The sequence below is a fragment of the Shewanella sp. K8 genome, from assembly GCF_028823715.1.
GTDB classification, from domain to species: Bacteria; Pseudomonadota; Gammaproteobacteria; order Enterobacterales; family Shewanellaceae; genus Shewanella; species Shewanella algae.
Genome location: NZ_JAPEHY010000001.1, coordinates 206,951 through 225,344 on the forward strand (window position 1 = coordinate 206,951; position 18,394 = coordinate 225,344).

Annotated in this window: 14 protein-coding genes; 12 read left to right on the forward strand and 2 right to left on the reverse strand. The window is 48.9% G+C overall.

What is annotated here, in order from left to right; all coding sequences use genetic code 11:
- The first annotated feature begins 26 nt into the window (after positions 1 to 26).
- On the forward strand, positions 27 to 509 hold the full coding sequence (locus tag ON072_RS00995) for a hypothetical protein (protein WP_109247488.1): 483 nt from the start codon (positions 27 to 29) through the stop codon (positions 507 to 509).
- Here the strand turns inward: ON072_RS00995 and ON072_RS01000 are convergent.
- Together ON072_RS01000 and rsmD are read right to left on the reverse strand one after the other, a co-directional pair.
- The gene (locus ON072_RS01000) at positions 500 to 802 is read right to left on the reverse strand and encodes a DUF1145 domain-containing protein (protein WP_044735467.1); all 303 of its coding nucleotides are present in this window, start codon (positions 800 to 802) and stop codon (positions 500 to 502) included. The two genes, ON072_RS00995 and ON072_RS01000, sit on opposite strands and share 10 nt — an antisense overlap.
- Positions 799 to 1,386 (reverse strand): 16S rRNA (guanine(966)-N(2))-methyltransferase RsmD, encoded by a 588-nt coding sequence (gene rsmD, locus ON072_RS01005; protein WP_025009234.1) that lies wholly within the window; start codon positions 1,384 to 1,386, stop codon positions 799 to 801. The genes ON072_RS01000 and rsmD overlap by 4 nt, the downstream gene beginning before the upstream one ends.
- 225 nt (positions 1,387 to 1,611) lie before the next feature.
- Between rsmD and ftsY the strand changes: the two genes are divergently transcribed.
- The 11 genes from ftsY to ON072_RS01060 all read left to right on the forward strand — a co-directional run bounded on the left by ftsY (position 1,612) and on the right by ON072_RS01060 (position 18,358).
- Entirely contained in the window at positions 1,612 to 3,186 is a 1,575-nt protein-coding gene (ftsY, locus tag ON072_RS01010; RefSeq protein ID WP_274625904.1) for a signal recognition particle-docking protein FtsY, read from the forward strand.
- Positions 3,187 to 3,189: 3 nt separating this feature from the next.
- Entirely contained in the window at positions 3,190 to 3,882 is a 693-nt protein-coding gene (gene ftsE, locus ON072_RS01015) for a cell division ATP-binding protein FtsE (protein ID WP_025012145.1), read from the forward strand.
- A 3-nt stretch (positions 3,883 to 3,885) separates the two neighbouring features.
- Positions 3,886 to 4,851: a permease-like cell division protein FtsX gene (gene ftsX, locus ON072_RS01020; RefSeq protein WP_144190794.1), complete on the forward strand. Its 966-nt coding sequence runs from the start codon at positions 3,886 to 3,888 to the stop codon at positions 4,849 to 4,851.
- A 171-nt stretch (positions 4,852 to 5,022) separates the two neighbouring features.
- Positions 5,023 to 5,880 carry an RNA polymerase sigma factor RpoH gene (gene rpoH, locus ON072_RS01025; protein ID WP_028780766.1) on the forward strand — a complete coding sequence of 286 codons (858 nt, stop codon included), beginning with the start codon at positions 5,023 to 5,025 and terminating at the stop codon, positions 5,878 to 5,880.
- 209 nt (positions 5,881 to 6,089) lie between these two features.
- A complete protein-coding gene (gene katG / locus ON072_RS01030; RefSeq protein WP_274625905.1) occupies positions 6,090 to 8,264 on the forward strand; it encodes a catalase/peroxidase HPI in 2,175 nt (724 codons plus the stop codon).
- Positions 8,265 to 8,678: 414 nt separating this feature from the next.
- Positions 8,679 to 10,835 (forward strand): hypothetical protein, encoded by a 2,157-nt coding sequence (locus tag ON072_RS01035; RefSeq protein WP_274625906.1) that lies wholly within the window; start codon positions 8,679 to 8,681, stop codon positions 10,833 to 10,835.
- A gap of 10 nt (positions 10,836 to 10,845) precedes the next feature.
- Positions 10,846 to 12,777, forward strand: coding sequence for a toxin-antitoxin system YwqK family antitoxin (locus ON072_RS01040; RefSeq protein WP_274625907.1), 1,932 nt, complete (start codon positions 10,846 to 10,848; stop codon positions 12,775 to 12,777).
- Positions 12,778 to 12,984: 207 nt separating this feature from the next.
- Positions 12,985 to 13,332, forward strand: coding sequence for a hypothetical protein (locus ON072_RS01045; RefSeq protein ID WP_107005807.1), 348 nt, complete (start codon positions 12,985 to 12,987; stop codon positions 13,330 to 13,332).
- Between the two features lie 477 nt (positions 13,333 to 13,809).
- Positions 13,810 to 16,047: a type I secretion system permease/ATPase gene (locus ON072_RS01050; protein ID WP_107005806.1), complete on the forward strand. Its 2,238-nt coding sequence runs from the start codon at positions 13,810 to 13,812 to the stop codon at positions 16,045 to 16,047.
- Complete coding sequence (locus ON072_RS01055; protein ID WP_107005805.1) at positions 16,040 to 17,506, forward strand: HlyD family type I secretion periplasmic adaptor subunit; 1,467 nt, start codon at positions 16,040 to 16,042, stop codon at positions 17,504 to 17,506. Before ON072_RS01050 ends, ON072_RS01055 begins: the two co-directional genes overlap by 8 nt.
- Before the next feature lie 33 nt (positions 17,507 to 17,539).
- Positions 17,540 to 18,358, forward strand: a complete 819-nt coding sequence (locus tag ON072_RS01060) for a hypothetical protein (RefSeq protein WP_107005804.1) — start codon at positions 17,540 to 17,542, stop codon at positions 18,356 to 18,358.
- Positions 18,359 to 18,394: the final 36 nt, after the last annotated feature.

Here is an 18,394-nt window from a genome sequence, read left to right on the forward strand (position 1 = left end):
GCCTTGTTGCCGACAGCGGAGGAGCAATGCGAGCCTTTTTATCCGGTATCAATAGCTTTTGGGTCGGTCTGGTGTTCGGGTTGTCACTGCCGCTGTTGTTAATCGTGCTGACGCTGAGCGTGACCCTTTATCAACTCACTGACTTTGCCAATGATGTTGCCATAACCCCTCTGTATCAGCGTGGAGAGCAGACGTTGGCGCGGGTCGACCAGCTGCTGGTGACTTTGGATCAACGATTCAGTGATGACGACCCAGGTTTATTGGCACCATTGAAGCAAATAGAGTTGTTGCCTGAGCTTAAGTTGTTGGCTCTCAGCGTTGCCAAGTTACAGGTTGAAGAAAACCAACCGGCTCTCTCTGCTGTGAAGGCTGAGCTGGCGACTCAACTCGATGCATCCCTTAAGCAAAGGTTTGCGGCAGCCGAGGCCGAAGCTTTGAGCCAGCATTTGCAGCAAATTCTGGAAATATTGGCCAAGGGTAAAGAGGCGCCTTTGCCGCCTCAATCCTGAGTGTTTGCCGAGGTTTCTGCAGCCAGTTGACTCAGCGCTCGTTGGCGGTAATCCAGCAAGGCAAACACCCCGAATAGAAAGGCGTTGAGATAGTCTTTAGCCTTGAGCGGCAACAACTGACAAAATATCGTGTGAAATATCAGCACCTGCAGCCCATGCATCATGGCGGTTACCCCGAGAAGTATGGTGAGTATCACGCCGATATTGCCTTCAAACGGGCTGAACAGGTTGAAAAACATCAACACCCAAGCCAATAGGGTCGCCAGTTTTCCCAACACTAATACGGCTTTCATGACTCTATTCCTCCCGGGAAGCGATACAGGCGGTAGCTGACCTGGCCGGCCTGCTTCTCTTTCAATGCCTCCCAGTCAGCCGGTATCGGCAACTGCTGCAATTCTGATTCCACTTCGAGATAGATAAGGGCGCCTGGGTTGAGCCATTGATGCCGGGCCAGCAGGGTTAGGGTTTGCTCGGCCAGTCCCTTGCGAAAAGGGGGATCGATAAACACGATATCGAAACGGCGATCGGCAGGGCGCGCCAAACCGGCCAATACATCGCCGTTGATGACCTCGGCACTGTCGCATTTTAGGGTTTGCAGATTCTGCTGCAGTTGCTGAGCGGCGGTTTTTTGCAGCTCATAGACTCTGGCAAAAGCGGCATAGCGGGACAGGGCTTCCAAGGCAAGTGCGCCACTGCCACCGAAACAGTCCAACACCGAGCTGCCACTGAGTTCACCTGCCAGCCAGTTAAAAAGAGTTTCCCGCACTCTGTCTGTGGTTGGCCTCAGGCCTTCCAGATCCTGGATGGGTAATTTTCTCGAGCGCCATTGGCCTGCGATAATACGAACCTGACCGCTGCCCGGTCTATTTTTGGCCATCTTGCCCCCGTGATTTTGCCTGAAGAAAGAAAGTGGTAGACTATGCCACCTTAAAAGCGTCGCTATTTTATAACAAACTCAGCCGAAAAGGTGAGATGAAGCTAAAGCCCTTTATCGCTCGGGAATGCCCATAACAGGCCCCGCTGCTCCAGGGAAATAGTTGCGACCTCAAGCGGGAGCCCGGCTCCTGAAGATCCCCCACGATGTTGAGCACTGGTAGCACTGATGGCAAAGAAAGGTTTTTTTTCCTGGTTTCGTAAAGACAAAAGTAATGACGAAGCCGAGCAGGCGGCCAAACTCGCCGAACAACAAGCCGCAGAAGCCGCGGCCGAGACTGAACGTTTAGCTGCTGAAAAGGCGCAGGCCGAACAAGCCGAAGCTGATCGTCTGGCGACTGAAAAGGCGCAGGCTGAACAGGCCGAAGCCGAGCGTATTGCTGCTGAAAAAGCGCAGGCAGAACAGGCCGAAGCCGAGCGTATTGCTGCTGAAAAGGCACAGGCAGAACAGGCAGAAGCCGAGCGTATTGCTGCTGAAAAGGCGCAGGCCGAGCGGGCTGAAGCCGAACGTCTGGCTGCTGAAAAGGCACAAGCCGAGCAGGCAGAAGCCGAGCAGGCAGAAGCCGAGCGTATTGCTGCTGAAAAGGCGCAGGTTGAACAGGCCGAAGCCGAGCGTATTGCTGCTGAAAAGGCGCAGGCAGAACAGGCAGAAGCCGAGCGTATTGCTGCTGAAAAGGCGCAGGCCGAGCGTATTGCTGCTGAAAAGGCACAGGCAGAACAGGCCGAAGCCGAGCGTCTGGCCGCTGAAAAAAACCAGGCCGAACAGGCTGCTGATGAAGAAGCTCAACCTGAGCCACAGGCAAAACCTGTTAAAGAGGGTTTCTTTGCCCGCCTCAAGCGAGGGCTGATGCGCACCAGCGAAAATATCGGTAGCGGTTTTATCGGGCTGTTTCGCGGTAAAAAGATTGATGATGACCTATTTGAAGAGCTGGAAGAGCAACTGCTTATTGCCGACGTTGGGGTGGAAACCACCAGTCGGTTGATCTCCAGCCTGACAGATCATGCTTCACGCAAGCAGCTCAAGGACGCCGAAGCCTTATATGAATTGCTGCAGCAGGAGATGCTGGCGACGCTGGAGCCTGTGAGTGTGCCTCTGGTGCCGGATAATGCCGCCGGGCCTTTCGTTATTTTAATGGTGGGGGTCAACGGCGTTGGCAAGACCACTACCATAGGCAAGTTGGCCAAACAGTATCAGCGCGAAGGCAAGTCTGTCATGCTGGCAGCCGGTGATACCTTCCGCGCCGCTGCGGTTGAGCAGCTGCAGGTTTGGGGCCAGCGCAACGATATTCCTGTGATTGCCCAGCATACAGGTGCCGATAGCGCCTCTGTGCTGTTTGATGCCCTGCAGGCCGCCAAGGCCAGAAATGTCGATGTGTTGATTGCCGATACCGCAGGTCGTTTGCAGAACAAGAGCCATCTGATGGAAGAGCTGAAGAAGGTGGTTCGGGTGATGAAGAAACTGGATCCGGACGCTCCCCATGAAGTGATGCTGACCCTGGATGCCAGCACGGGCCAGAATGCCATCAGTCAGGCTCAGTTGTTCCAGGAAGCCGTCGGAGTTACAGGTATCAGTATCAGCAAGCTGGATGGTACCGCCAAAGGCGGAGTTATCTTTGCCATTGCCGATAAATTTGGTATTCCTATTCGTTACATAGGCGTGGGAGAGCAGATAGACGATCTGCGTACCTTCAATGCCAAAGACTTTATCGAAGCCCTGTTCAGTCAGGAGAAGGCGGATAACTGATATATGATTCGATTTGAGCAGGTCAGCAAAATTTACGCCGGGGGCCAAAAGGCACTGTCTGATGTGAGTTTTCATCTTCAGCGGGGCGAAATGGCCTTTCTTACCGGGCATTCCGGGGCCGGTAAGAGTACCTTGCTCAAATTGATCACTGTTATCGAGCGCGCCAGTGCCGGCCGGGTATGGATCAACGGTCATGATATTGCCGGTATCAAGCGTGGCCATGTGCCTTACCTGCGCCGCGATATTGGGATGATCTTCCAAAGCCACCATCTATTGATGGATCGCAGCGTGTTTGACAATGTGGCGCTGCCCTTGGTTATCGAAGGTTTTACCCTGGGGGAGATCCGCAAGCGGGTAGCCGGTGCTCTGGATATGGTGGGGCTCTATGGTAAAGAGCGCCATAACCCCATCATGCTTTCGGGCGGTGAGCAGCAGCGGGTAGGCATTGCCAGGGCGATAGTCAACAAACCCCCTCTATTGCTGGCCGATGAACCTACGGGTAACCTGGACCCCAAGCTGTCCATGGATATTCTCAGGCTGTTTGAAACCTTCAACGATGCGGGCACCAGCGTGCTGATTGCCACCCATGATCTCGGTCTTATCGCCAGAATGAAATACCGCACCCTAACCCTGAAGCAGGGGCGGATGATAGGTGGTGAAGAACTGGGGACCAGCCCCATGAGTGCTAAGGAATAAGCTATGTCTGCCCAGCCTTCATTGACCCGCAGTAAACTCCCGCTTTCCGGCCGGATAGTGATGTTCTTTATCCGCCATATACAGCATGCCATGGCCAGCATGGGGGAGTTGTGGCGCAACCCTATCTCATCGCTGATGACCATGGCTGTGCTGGGTGTCAGCCTGAGTTTGCCGGCCGCCTTGCAGGTGCTGGTAAAAAATGCCGAAACCATTACCCAATCCTGGAGCAGCGCGGCACAGATCTCCTTGTTTATTGAGGGGAACCGCTCAGAGCAGAGTATTCAGAGCCTGCTGGCACGGATAAAGGTCTACCCGGAAATAGACGAGGTCGACTATATCAATCGTGACGAGGCACTGGCGGAGTTCCAACAGCTGTCTGGTTTCGGCGAGGCGCTCTCCTATCTGGAAAGCAACCCTTTGCCAGCGGTGATCAGCGTGATCCCCACCGAAAGGTATTCCAGCCCCGCAGGCGCCAGAGAGCTTTTGACAAAGCTGGAGCGTGAGCCTGAGGTGAGCTTTGGCCGTCTGGATATCGAGTGGCTGGAGCGCTTACAGGCGCTGGTGCGCTTGTTGGAACGTACCGTGCTGGCGTTGGCGGCACTGCTGATCCTGGCTGTGGTGCTGGTCATAGGTAACACGATTCGCTTGGCTATCATGAATCGGCGCAGTGAAATTGAGGTCATGAAGCTGGTCGGGGCCACAGAAGCCTTTATTCAGCGGCCTTTTCTCTATACCGGCATCTGGTATGGTGTTATCGGCGGTATACTCGCCTGGGTGATAATCAACCTCTTGGTCTGGTACCTGGATGGGGCGTTGGCCTCGCTTTTGGGCCTGTATGGCAGCCAACTTGAGATGCAGTCCCTGACCTTTGTCGAGCTGCTGCAGATGATGGCACTGGCCTCATTTTTGGGTTGGTTGGGGTCTTTCCTGTCGGTGCGCCAACACCTGCGAGCCATAGAACCTCACTGATGTAAAAATGAACTTATCTTCACTTGCATTGTCCTATTTTCGGGGTAAAAATAACCCCGGATGTTGGATACGGCGTTGACAATATATGTCAATTGACCGATAGTGCATCGGCTCATCAGCGTTTTTTTCGACCCGAAATGAGCATCAAAGCAGTAAGAAACAGGAGCGTGAATGACTGATCAAACGCAATCAATGGCACTGATGGTTCCCCAGGGGAGCAGCAGTCTCGAGGCCTATATCCATTCGGTAAACAGCATGACCATGCTGGACGCCGAGCAGGAGTATGAGCTGGCGAAGCGTTTGCAGGAAACCGGTGATCTGCAGGCGGCTAAGCAACTGATTATGTCGCACTTACGTTTTGTGGTGCATATTGCCCGCGGCTATGCGGGTTATGGTCTGCCACAGGCAGACCTGATCCAGGAAGGCAACATAGGCCTGATGAAGGCAGTCAAACGTTTCGACCCTGATGTGGGTGTGCGTTTGGTGTCTTTCGCCGTGCACTGGATCAAGGCGGAAATTCATGAATATGTGCTGAAGAATTGGCGCATAGTCAAAGTCGCCACCACCAAGGCGCAGCGTAAGTTGTTCTTCAACCTGCGTAAGGCCAAGAAACGTCTGGGTTGGTTCAGCGATGAAGAGGTCACTATGGTGGCGGAGAATCTTGGCGTATCCAAACAGGATGTGACCGAGATGGAGTCGCGAATGGCGGCGCAGGATCCGGCCTTTGACCTGACCAATGATCACGATGATGATCATGACTTTGCCCCGGCGCTTTATCTGGAAGACCATTCTTCCGACTTGGCGGCCCAGGTAGAAAATGACAACTGGGAATCCAATGCCCAGAACAAGTTGTTGTCGGCGATCAAGACCTTGGATGAACGCAGCCAGCATATTCTGCGGGCCCGTTGGTTGGACGATGAAAAGACCACACTGCAGGAGCTGGCCGATACCTATCAGGTGTCTGCTGAGCGGATCCGTCAGTTGGAGAAAAACGCCATGAACAAGCTCAAGGCTTGTATGGACGTATAACGCAGTCAGCAAACTATTCAGTAAAACCCGCCTTCTGGCGGGTTTTTTGTTTTCTGCCGAGGATGTGCCGGGTAAACCATACAAATTATATGGTTAAGAAATGCTTAACGGATTAGATATATACTCCTTGTTCGAGTATAAAAATTAGTCAGCGTATGATGTGAGAGTAAGTCTACTGTAATGCTTGTACCAATATGGAGATAACACCTATGACCGGAAGTAAGCCCTTGGGCAAATGTCCAGTAATGCACGGCGCCAACACATCCATAGAGCAAGACATCATGAAGTGGTGGCCCAAGTCGCTCAAGCTCGACATCCTCAGCCAGCACGACAGCAAGACCAATCCCATGGATCCCGATTTCAACTATGCCGAAGCGTTTGCCAAATTGGACTATGCCGGTCTGAAAGCCGATCTTAGGGCGCTGATGACCACGAGCCAGGACTGGTGGCCGGCAGATTGGGGCCACTATGGTGCCATGATGGTGCGCATGGCCTGGCATGCGGCCGGTTCTTACCGCATTGAAGATGGCCGCGGCGGTGCAGGTACCGGCAATCAGCGTTTTGCCCCTCTCAATAGTTGGCCGGATAACGTCAACACAGACAAGGCTCGGCGTCTGCTATGGCCTATCAAGAAGAAGTACGGTAACAAGATTTCCTGGGCAGACCTGATCATTCTCGCCGGTACAGTCGCTTATGAAACCATGGGGCTGAAAACTTTCGGCTTTGCCGCCGGACGGGAAGATATCTGGCATCCGGAAAAGGATACCTATTGGGGCTCGGAGGAGGAGTGGCTGGCCAGCAGTGATGGCCCCAACAGCCGCTATTCCGGGGATCGCGAGTTGGAAAACCCATTGGCAGCCGTGATGATGGGGCTAATTTACGTCAACCCTGAAGGGGTTGATGGCAATCCGGATCCGCTGAAGACGGCCAAGGACATGCGGGAAACTTTCAAACGCATGGCAATGAATGATGAAGAAACCGTGGCGCTGACCGCAGGTGGCCACACTGTGGGTAAGTGTCACGGCAATGGCCGCGCCGAAAATCTCAGCCCGGAGCCGGAAGCGGCCGGCTTGGAAGAGCAGGGACTGGGTTGGCTAAACCACAAGAGCCGGGGCATTGGCCGCGATACTGTGGTCAGCGGCATTGAAGGCGCTTGGACAACCCATCCTACCCAGTGGGATAACGGTTTCTTCAAGATGCTGTTGCAGCACGAGTGGGAGCTGAAAAAGAGTCCTGCCGGTGCCTGGCAGTGGGAACCTGTGGACATCAAAGAGCAAGACAAGCCTGTGGATGTGGAAGACCCATCCATACGCCACAATCCCATAATGACAGATGCCGATATGGCGCTGAAGGTCGACCCCGAATATCGTAAGATTGCCGAGCGTTTTGCCCAGGACCAGCAGTATTTCAGCGAGGTGTTTGCCAGGGCTTGGTTCAAGCTGACCCACAGAGACCTGGGGCCAAGAAGCCGCTATCTTGGGCCGGATGTGCCGACAGAAGAGCTTATCTGGCAAGACCCCATCCCTAAAGTCGACTACAGCCTGACAGCCAAGGATGTCGCCGACCTCAAGACAGAGATCCTGGCCTCCGGGCTGAGTGTGGCCGAGTTGGTGGCTACCGCCTGGGACAGCGCCCGTACCTTCCGCGGCTCTGACTACCGTGGTGGCGCCAACGGCGCGCGTATCCGTCTGCAGCCATGCTGCGACTGGCATGGCAATGAGCCGCAGCGGCTGCAAAAAGTACTCAAGGTGTTGGAGGCTATCCAGTCAGGTTGCGGCAAAGCAATTAGCCTGGCTGATCTGATAGTGCTTGCGGGCAGCGCCGCAGTTGAGAAGGCCGCGAGGGATGCCGGGGTCAATATCGAGGTGCCATTCCTGCCGGGGCGCGGGGATGCAACCCAAGATATGACGGATGTGGAATCGTTCGCCGTGCTTGAGCCTTTGCATGATGGCTTCAGAAATTATCTGCAGGCCGATTATCGGGTGACTCCCGAGCAACTCTTGCTGGATCGCAGCCAACTTATGGGGCTCACGGCCCCTGAAATGACAGTGCTCATAGGTGGTATGCGGGTGCTGGGTGCCAACTTCGAGGGGGCATTACAGGGCGTGTTTACCGATAGGGTCGGTGTTTTATCCAATGACTTTTTTGTCAATCTCACCGACATGCGCTATCAGTGGCGACCGGTTGCCGAAAACCTCTACGAAATTGTTGAGCGTCACAGCGGCGCGGTTAAGTGGACCGCAACCCGAGTGGACTTGGTGCTTGGCTCCAACTCGATTTTACGTTCTTATGCGGAAGTCTATGCCCAGGATGACAACGGCGAAAAGTTTGTTCGGGACTTCGTCAAGGCCTGGGTCAAGGTGATGAATGCCGATCGCTTTTAACTGAGAGCCAATAGACAGTATATGCCCGAGAGACATCTGGGGGTTGGAGTAGTGCAGCGTATGTAGCTGTATAATTCCAACCCCAGTTTTTTTGGCGTTGTACGGACTTAAAAAGGCTGCAACCTGACGTCAGGGTGGAAATCTGCCGCAGGGAGCAGAAAACGCCGGTTGCAGTAAAACTATGAGTCAGCAAGACTCTAGCCGCAGGAAAGGGTTGGTTGCCTCAAATGAGGTGGGACTTATTGTGGATTTTTGGCTTGGCCTTAAATAGAGGCTTTTTCCCAAAGCTATTGGCGAATTTGCGATATTTACCCGGCGAAATGGTTAAAGCCTGCGTGGATGGCAGCAGAATTGTGACTCAGGTTCTGGCATAATGTGGCGCTAATTTTCAAGTGTTCTTCTTCAAGGAATGAAATGAAGCAGTATCTTTCCCTCTTCGGTCTGTTATGGCTTTTGTCCGCATGCACCCCCAATTCCCATGTTGAATTTGACCCCAAAAAAGGCGATCAAGTTGATTACTGGGTACAGGCCAAAGCCACTATAGATATAGGTGGACGTCAATTTACTCAGGACAGCAACTCCCTGATGCGTTATGAGGTAATTGAGACCTCGCCGGCGCTAAAGCTGGAGCTGGTACCCAAATATATGGCTATGTCAGGCGGCGGCCGGCCTTTCAGTAGCTTTGGCGCTACCGATGACAACCCCGAGCTGCAGAAGATGTTTTCCAAAGGCTTTGAAGTCACTCTGGATAAAGACTCTGGAAAACTGCTGGCGTTTAAGGCCAAGGACGATGAAACCTGGCAAAAAATATTGGCACGCTCTGGCCCTGAGCTAATCAAACTTTTGGCCCCGGGAATGGATGCTCCCGGCGTGTTGCAGGAGATCCCTGCCAAAGAGGGTAGTAAGCTGACACTTGAGGGGTTCAACGGCCAGCAAGCCGAATTACTGGTCACCAAAGTGACTCCCGAAACCGTAGACACTGAGTTGACGGCCGAAAGTGATGATAGCCGCCTTTATGGGCATATGCGCCTGGCCCGCGATAGCGGCTGGTTGCAGAAAATGGTGTTGGTGCTGGAAACTAAAGTCGAACTCAGGGGCCGACAAGGCAGCAACCATATGTTGCTTGTCATGGAGCGTAAAGATCTGCTCGATCAAGTAGGTGATCTGAGCAATCGAATTGCCCCCGATTCTCTGGATAACTGGATTCCCATAGTGACCGCGCCGCCCAAACCTGTTGACGGGCAGGAGATCAGCGCCGAAGCCTTATTCCAATACGGCAAAGGAGCATATAGCGTCGAATCTAAACATCTCCAATTGGAGTTATTGCTCGCCGAGCATGAAAAAGAAGTTCTGGGAGAGATCACTTATCGAGACTTCAAGGCATTGGACGCGGAAGATAAACCTATTGAAATGGAGTTTGCCGTTTTAGGCCAATTTGGCCCCTATCAACAAAATGACAAGCTAGTCACCAGTACCGCCATTGCACCTCTGGGCTGGAACCAGCGAAACCAGTTTGAAAAAATATCCTCCTTCAGCGCCATGGCAGATTTTATGCCACTCGAACTGGTATCGATTTCCGGCCAATGGCAGTCGGGACAAGAGCAGCAACTGGCGTTTGACGGCGGTATTGTCACCATTACACCGATAGCGCAGCAGCCAGATGAATATCAGCTGCATTTCAGCGGCACAGATGGCTATTTGTTGCCATTTTTTGATGGGCTTGAAGGTGAATACCGTTACCAAACGCCAGAAATCGGCCCCAAATGGCTCAATAGTTTGGATCGCAGCATACTATTTAGCGGCGAGAATGGGTTTAGGGTGAAGTTGACCAACCAGCCATCAGAGGTGACCTTCTTTGCTGTGAAGAAGCAGCAACAATCGAGCTTCAGCCGTGAGGTTAGCTGGGTAAGCCGCGAGGCCTTTGCTGCCGATTACACCCTGCCTCCAATGGATAAGAATTACCTTTACAATGACACCGGCGAAGACTCTGCCGATTTTGACCCTATGAATTTCTCGACCCAGGCCGATACGCCGCAAGGTGCCAAGTTGACCCTGCCACAAGACTGGGCCAGTGTCTGCCAACTGCAGATAGAAGGCGATTTTAAACAAGGGCCGTCATCCTTGGTGTGGAAAGCGAAGTATGACAAATGGAAGCCTGCGCAACTCCAGTACCAACTGAGTACAGAAGATGGTCTTCGCCGTTATTTCTATGGCCTGGAAATACCCAGTCATCTGCATTGTGATGGACGCCCGGTATGGCAGCCAATTGACTATACCCCGAGTGAGCGCGCCTGGCTGGTGCCTATCGAAGTATTCGGTGAGCTGGATCTGCAGCAATCCACGCGGCAGTTCCTTCAGCAGTACCATCTCTATAATGCCGATGGCGTACAACTGCCTTTGCTGGATATACACGCTCACTATCTCAATACAGACCATGCGTCCCTGAGCGAAGCCGTTATGGAAGACAAATACCTAAGGGTTGCCGATAGAGTGGAGCGTATCAGCAAGCTCGAATATCAGGGCGAACCCCTGGATATTCGCTGGGTCAACAGTTTCCCGCCACTGCCTTAAGGACAAGAAAATGCGTGTATTGATATTACTTTGTTGCCTGATGAGCTGGATGGCAAGCGCCGAGACAGTGTGGTTGAATGATGATTGGCAAGTGGTCGACAGTGAGCAACAGGCCAGTTTTTATGTCAAAGATCCTCAAACTCAGGATCAACACGGTTGGCAAACCACCATCTATTATGTCGGCTCGGATATCCCCAGATTCAAGGGCAGCTTTGCCAAGCCGGGTATTTTCCAAAATGCCCTAGGTAGTTACCAGTTCTTTCACAATAACGGCAAGCTGTCTTCCGACGGCAACTATAACAGTAACAGCGAGATGGAAGGCCCAATCCGCTTCTATGATGAAGACGGCATCCTGACCATGGAGGCCAGTTTTGTTGATGGTAAGCAGCGGGGCACTCAGAAAAACTTCTACAGTAACGGTCAGTTAGAGGAAGTCTATGAGCAATTGGGCGACAAACGCGTCGGTAAAGACAGCCACTATTACCAGGATGGCAGTCTGCAGGCGCAACACTCGCTGGTCAATGGGCTGCCGGAAGGGGAGCAACTGGAGTACTACCCCGGGGGGCAACTGCGTGAGCGCAGCCTGTATCTGGCGGGTAAACTGACCGGTGAGCGCAAACGTTATCACCGCAATGGCGAGCTGTCTTACATTGATACCTTTGGCCCTAAAGGCCAACAGGGTAAAGCCTATGAATACTGGGATACAGGTGCCAAAGAGGCCGAGTATGTTTATGTGGATGGCCAGCGGCAGGGGCCGGCCAAACGTTGGCACAAGAATGGGCAACTCAGTTGGGAAGGCAGTTACCAGCAGAATCGAGAACATGGGGAAAGCCGTCACTACGATGCACAGGGGCAACTGACTCGAGTCGAACATTATCAACAGGGCAAGAAGGTGGGCGAGCAGCAAACCTTTTATGCCAATAGCTCGCAGCTGCAGCATTTAGAGCGCTTTGACAATCAAGGCCGCTTGGTCTTTGAGCAAAAATTTGCCGTTGACGGCAGCAAGACCATGGAATTCAGCGCCCGTTTTGTCAAAGACAAGCAGATCCTCGACAGGCAATACTTTAAAGAGGGCAAGCTTAGCTCAAGAATGCAGCAGGATATGACCCGGGTGTGGACTCTGTTTCAGAAGTTTGATGCCAGTGGGGTTGTCATTGAACGAGAGGAGAAACTGAAAGGTAAGCGCGAGGGGCTGACTCTACAAAGTTATCAAGGGATTTGGGACGATGAGCCCTATATAGAAACCAGTTACTACAAGGAAGGTAAGCTCCATGGTGCCTATGAGAAGAAACTGGTTAGCGGCAAGCTGTTGGAGCAAGGCGAATACGCCAATGACAAAAAGGTGGGTACCTGGACCTACCTGGATGCCCGTAATCGCAGCACTGAAGCGTATGACAGCCAAGGGCGTCTGCATGGTGAGGTGAAAAAAATCCAGGTGCATGATGGTCAATTGTTGCAACTGGCACATTACCGGCACGGGCAGCTTGAAGGCGAATACCAGACCTATAATGAAAAAGGCGAGTTGCAAGCCAAAGGAAATTATAGTCAGGACAAACGGCATGGCCAGTGGCAGTACCAGGAGCCCTATGAAACCCAAGTGTCCCTCTGGCAAGGAGAGTACCATCACGGCAAAAAAGTCGGCACTTGGCTGGCCCACTCTGCAGCAGGTTATGAACTGGGGCGGGAGCAGTATGACGCCAAGGGGCAGGAACAAGGCAGCTTTTACTATTTCACCGAAGACGGCTTATTGAAAAAGGTCGCCCGTTATCAGGACGGGAAAGAACATGGTGATACCGTGTCTTACATCATGGGTAAACCCTACTATATCCAGATGTTCAAACACGGCGAGTTCTTGGGGAGTCGTGATGTCGATGACGATGAGTCGTCGAAGGGAGAGGGCGACTGCGATAACTCTACCTCATCGCTGCTGTTTGGTTGTTAATGGATATTTTATTGTTTAAAGAGTGAATCCGCTCATTGGTCTGGCGGTATTCCGCCGCCATAAATCTATGTTTAAGGCCGCATCTGCGGCCTTTTTTATGTTTAGGTAAGCCTGATCAGAAAATTCCGATGACAACAAGGATGTTTCTTAACGACCTTGTTTTCATGTCCCTATACAGTGCAACCAAGATCTCTTGGGGGACTGCTTATGGATTTCAGAACATACAGAGAGTTGGCGCTGACAGCCGAGCCAGGCTGGGGCATCGCGTTTCTGAAACAAAATAAGTATGAAGTTTACCATCAGACTCTTTACTGGCTGATGGATGCCGGTTTTCCTGTTCCACTAAGAGAACTGCGCATCGAACGCTTGGCCGGCTGCGACATTATCTGTTGCCGTATTCTCCCTTCTCGCCTGGAAAGATTTCTTGAAAAACAGGAAATCGCTCTTTACAAGAGCGACAAAGAAGCTCGCTGGGTATTACCCAATCCGATATCAGCCCCCCAATATCGACGTTGGCAGGCGTCAGTACTCTTGAACTCTCTCAAATGCCTTTGAGCTGCAACTTCGCTAAGTCATTATTATCTTCTTTGCTCTGACAACCGGTGATTTAAGTGCTTTCATCATCTAAACATAGTTTGAAAAAGTAGTAACAAATCTCATTGAGAAAAATATGATGCACCTTGTGAAAGTTGATGCTTGAAGTGGCTGCGAACATATGACTCAAGAAGGCATAAGTAGCAACCGTTCATTTGAATCGTTATTAGGTTTTCTAGAAATACTTTAGTTAGTTATATTTCAACTAGTACAATTCAGTTACTACAAATAGTAAATTCTTCATTGTTCAACCCGAAACCTATGCTCCGCAATGTTACCTAATTGTTATCGCTGCGTTTCATGAGTGTGTTATCAGCCTATTGACAAGGCTCCAACACTGTAAATGTTAATAGATATTTAATGATACATATCTTTACATTTAGTTGCTTGGTTATTATGATGTGAAATCTCAAGGACGAAAAAAGACTCAGGATTTAGATGTCGAGCCAATTTATCTCTGGTATTCATTGCCTTTCATTGATTGCCCGCTTTCACCATATCCCAGCGGATCCTAATTCATTAATTCGAGAATTTAAATGCAGTAAAGCTAATAAAGAAACTCCATCATTAGCTAATATTAATTTAATTCGAGCTGCTAGAAGTCTAAGCCTAAAAGCCAAGTTTATAAACGACACCCCTGATAAATTATCTGAACATGTGCTGCCGGCTGTAGGGCGTCATGTGGATGGTCACTTTTTTATTATTGCAAAAGTATCTGATGATAAAGTACTTGTACAAGATTTATCGAAATCTAATTCAGGTCTGGTCACTTACTCAAAAAGCGAAATAAATGAAATTTGGACTGGTGAATTACTTTTGCTGTCAAAACGGAGTTCATTGCTAAGCGGCGTGATGACAGATAGTGCTAAATTCGGATTCTCTTGGTTTGTTCCTGCGTTACTGAAATATAGAGGGTATTTCAGTGATGTCTTTATAGCATCATTTTTCATTCAGTTAGTCGGACTAGCTTCTCCTATCTTCTTTCAAGTTGTTATCGATAAAGTATTAGTACACAAAGGGATGACGACCTTAGATGTCCTCGCTTTCGGCTTCTTCATTGTGATCACATTTGAAGTGATTCTAACAGGCTTGAGAACCTATGTGTTTTCACATACTACTAACCGTGTAGATGTAGAATTAGGTAGTAAATTATATAAACACATGCTGTCATTGCCTGTGGCCTATTTCAATAGCCGCCGGGTAGGGGATACCGTAGCACGCGTGAAAGAACTCGATAGTGTCAGAGAGTTTCTAACAGGTTCATCATTGACAGTTGTACTGGATGTGTTCTTTAGTTTTGTTTTTTTTGGCGTAATGTTTTATTACGCTCCTTTGCTAACATGGATAATAGTTGGCACTATTCCATTTTACTTTACATTGTCACTCATCATCACACCGACCTTACGCAAATGTTTAAATGAGAAGTTCCAACGAAGTGCAGAAAACCATTCCTTTTTGGTTGAATCTGTAAACGGTGTAGAAACAATTAAAGCTATGGCGGTAGAGCCTCAACTTCGTAATAGCTGGGATGACAAGCTTGCTGACTACGTTAGTACTTCATTTAAGACTAGTAACTTGAGCAACATCTACAGTCAAATTGCCGCATATATCAACAAAATAAGTGGACTTCTAACACTATATTTTGGCTCCATAGCGGTAGTGTCTGGCGAATTAAGTATAGGCCAGTTTATCGCATTTAATATGCTTTCCCAGCGCGTCAGCGGACCTATAATGCGCTTAGTTAACCTGTGGCAGGATTTTCAACAAGCTAATATATCATTGCAAAGGTTGGGAGATGTACTGAACTCTCCATCTGAGCCAGGTTATAACCCAAACCGTGCAACGCTTCCTGACATAAAAGGGAAAATCGTATTTGATAATGTGCTATTCCGCTATTCACCTGATCGAACTCCTATACTAAACAATATCAGTTTCCAATGCCGCCCAGGAGAAGTGATAGGTATCGTTGGGCGTTCAGGCTCTGGAAAAAGTACCCTAACAAAGCTCATACAGCGATTGTATGTCCCAGAATCCGGTAAGGTTCTCATTGATGGCGTAGACCTTGCTGTGGTCGAACCTGCATGGCTACGAAGACAAGTGGGTGTGGTTTTACAAGAAAACTTTCTTTTCAATCTCAGTGTTAGGGAAAACATTGCACTTGTTGATCCTAGTATGCCGATGGAAAAGGTTATTAAAGCTGCTGAACTTAGTGGCGCTCATGAATTCATCGCAGAGTTGCCTGAAGGGTATGACACGGTGGTTGGTGAACAAGGCTCCTCATTGTCTGGGGGGCAACGTCAGCGAATTGCTATTGCAAGAGCATTGGTAACTGATCCAAAAATTTTGATTTTTGATGAGGCAACTAGTGCACTTGATTATGAGTCTGAAAGTATCATTCAAGCTAATATGCGGCGCATTAGCCAAGGTCGCACTGTATTTATCATTGCACACCGTCTCTCTGCTGTTAAAGACTCGAATCGGATTATGGTTCTCGATAAAGGGAGACTGGTTGAGCAAGGTAGCCATCAACAGTTGATTGAGCAAGCTGGCATATATGCTCAACTACATTCAATTCAAAATCATCATGGTGTTGGTATTGCTGCTAAGCCGGTAGGTCAAGCTCCGATTAATCCTATTGTTCAGAATAATGGGAAGATAGGAGGTCATAATGCCTAGTCACTCGGAGAACAATGCTGCTGAAGCTATCACTAAGCTCGAACACCGCAGACTAGAGCAACAGAAATTAGAGTTTTTACCTGCTGCTCTGGAGATTCAAGCCGCGCCGCCAGCTAGGTGGAGCCGACTTTTGTTACGTTGCATAGTAAGTTTAATAGTAGCGGTAATACTTTGGGCTTCATGGGCCGAGATAGACATTATTGCCACGGCACAGGGCAAAATAGTGCCAAGTGGTAAGGTCAAAATTATTCAGCCTTTAGATACTGGGGTAGTAAAGCATATTTTTATCAGAGAAGGTCAACACGTAAAAGCTGGTGATGATCTAATAGTGCTTGATGGCACCTCTAACCAAGCTGATGCAGACAGGCTTAAAAATGAATTACAAGGATATGTCGAAGACTTAGCACGTCAAAAAGCATTTTTAAATAGGCTGGGGAAAGCGGGTTTTAGTCATGACTCTGAGAGCATAGATACAACTGGTTCAAATGCCTCACAGCAAATATCAACTCTCACTACAGGTATCACTTCGATAGGCTCATTTGATGAGATAAACCCGTTGCCAGCTAACCAACTCCAATTGCTAGATAGTGCATGGCTGGAGCATTTATCTAAGTTAAATAGTATATCTAGTGACATTGCAAAACTTAAAGCAGAGAAAAAGTCTATCAGCATTGATGTCGGACGTATCGAAAAAACATTGCCTTTAGTTGTTGAGCGAGAGCGAAGTTACTACACGTTACTTGGAACGTCGGCCGTATCACGAAATCAATATCTTGAACTGAAGCAACAACGAATAGATCAAGAAGAATCCTTGTTGTTGCAGCGTGCCAAGCTTGAACAAGCCAGAGCTAGTATCGTATCCGTTGAACAAAATTACTTCGCGTATCTCTCTGAAACCCGCAGAAATGTTTTGCAAGAAATTAACCAGTTAACAAGGCAAGTAGAGAGCACTAGGCAAGAGTTAACCAAAGCTATCCGACTTACCGAGTTAAGAGTTTTAAAAGCTCCTGTCACCGGTGTTGTTGAAGAACTAGCGATAGCGACAATAGGTGGGGTTGTAACACCAGCCCAAGAGCTATTAAAGATTGTGCCTATTGGCCAGCATGGCAGTGTACAACTTGAAGTCGAAGCAGGATTACTCAACAAAGACATAGGATTCGTGCAAGTTGGGCAGACTGCAGAGATTAAAATTGAGAGTTTTCCGTTTACCAAATATGGCGTGATAGATGGTGAAGTAACTGATATTTCAGCCGACGCGAAAGAGTACGAACAGCTTGGTCTGTTGTATCCGCTTAAAGCATCTTTGGTAACAGATGAAATCAATGTTAATGGAAAGTGGGTTAAGCTGAAACCTGGCATGTCAGTTACTGTTGAGGTTAAAACAGGTACCCGCCGACTGATGGAGTTTTTATTAGCCCCTTTAATGCGAGGTGTGAGTGAAGGGGCGCGAGAGCGTTAGATTTCAGATAATAACATATAAGGGGTGATATTTATGAATGGCAGGATAAAATCAGAATTAGTAACGTTGGTCAGCGTATTTTGTTTGATTTTTTATGCAGATGATAGCTTCGGAACTCATTCGGAAACGGAAATTGAAGGAAGCGGTCAGAATATTTTTCATAGTAAACATGTTAAAACTCCAATGGAATTAGGTAATTTTAGAGAGGAAGGCTCTTTCTATCTTCTTGAGTCTTCTATAGGTGAAGATGTGTGTACAAATGTTTTGGAGAGCATAAACCAACCTAGGGAATATAACTTTTTTAAAAACAAGGATGGAGTTAGAAAGGAGGAAAGTCGATTCGCTAATTTTGGCTTGCCTGAAATGATGATACAAACACAACTAAATGTTCCAAGAACTGTTATGAGTAAAAAAAACGCAAGCTCATTTCGTGTTGAAGAGTTCGTGGTTGATTTAGATAAGGATGGAGAAACTGAATCTATTTATAGAACAACCGGATATTTATCTGGTGTGTGGGTGCATAATTTATTCATGTTACCTTTGCCATATGATAGTAAAAAATACCTTAATATTGATTCGTTTTGGAAGGAACAACAAGAGTTAGGTAATGTCTCTAAGTTTTTTTTGCAATGGAAAGAGTTTCAAGGCCTAGAAGTTGGTGATTATCTAAGGACTCTGGGCTCTCAGGTGATTTACGAGCTTATAGAATTTCATGGGAATTACTATATTTTTGCAACTAGTTCCGTAATAAAAGAAAACTCCTCTGTCAAAGTGGCAGTTATTAAATTAGACGATATTGGCGTGGGCTATCCCGCATGTCTTTTTGAAACGAAGTTTATCGTAACATATTAATTCAAACTATATATTAAATTTTTAAAAGGAATTGCT

Bases quoted from the DNA above. Each gene is read 5' to 3' on its own strand.
- katG (WP_274625905.1), top strand. From the start codon at position 6,090: ATGACCGGAAGTAAGCCCTTGGGCAAATGTCCAGTAATGCACGGCGCC.
- rsmD (WP_025009234.1), bottom strand. From the start codon at position 1,386: ATGGCCAAAAATAGACCGGGCAGCGGTCAGGTTCGTATTATCGCAGGC.
- ftsE (WP_025012145.1), top strand. From the start codon at position 3,190: ATGATTCGATTTGAGCAGGTCAGCAAAATTTACGCCGGGGGCCAAAAG.
- ON072_RS01000 (WP_044735467.1), bottom strand. From the start codon at position 802: ATGAAAGCCGTATTAGTGTTGGGAAAACTGGCGACCCTATTGGCTTGG.
- ftsY (WP_274625904.1), top strand. From the start codon at position 1,612: ATGGCAAAGAAAGGTTTTTTTTCCTGGTTTCGTAAAGACAAAAGTAAT.
- ON072_RS01060 (WP_107005804.1), top strand. From the start codon at position 17,540: ATGAATGGCAGGATAAAATCAGAATTAGTAACGTTGGTCAGCGTATTT.
- ON072_RS01040 (WP_274625907.1), top strand. From the start codon at position 10,846: ATGCGTGTATTGATATTACTTTGTTGCCTGATGAGCTGGATGGCAAGC.
- rpoH (WP_028780766.1), top strand. From the start codon at position 5,023: ATGACTGATCAAACGCAATCAATGGCACTGATGGTTCCCCAGGGGAGC.
- ftsX (WP_144190794.1), top strand. From the start codon at position 3,886: ATGTCTGCCCAGCCTTCATTGACCCGCAGTAAACTCCCGCTTTCCGGC.
- ON072_RS01055 (WP_107005805.1), top strand. From the start codon at position 16,040: ATGCCTAGTCACTCGGAGAACAATGCTGCTGAAGCTATCACTAAGCTC.
- ON072_RS01045 (WP_107005807.1), top strand. From the start codon at position 12,985: ATGGATTTCAGAACATACAGAGAGTTGGCGCTGACAGCCGAGCCAGGC.
- ON072_RS01050 (WP_107005806.1), top strand. From the start codon at position 13,810: ATGTCGAGCCAATTTATCTCTGGTATTCATTGCCTTTCATTGATTGCC.
- ON072_RS01035 (WP_274625906.1), top strand. From the start codon at position 8,679: ATGAAGCAGTATCTTTCCCTCTTCGGTCTGTTATGGCTTTTGTCCGCA.
- ON072_RS00995 (WP_109247488.1), top strand. From the start codon at position 27: ATGCGAGCCTTTTTATCCGGTATCAATAGCTTTTGGGTCGGTCTGGTG.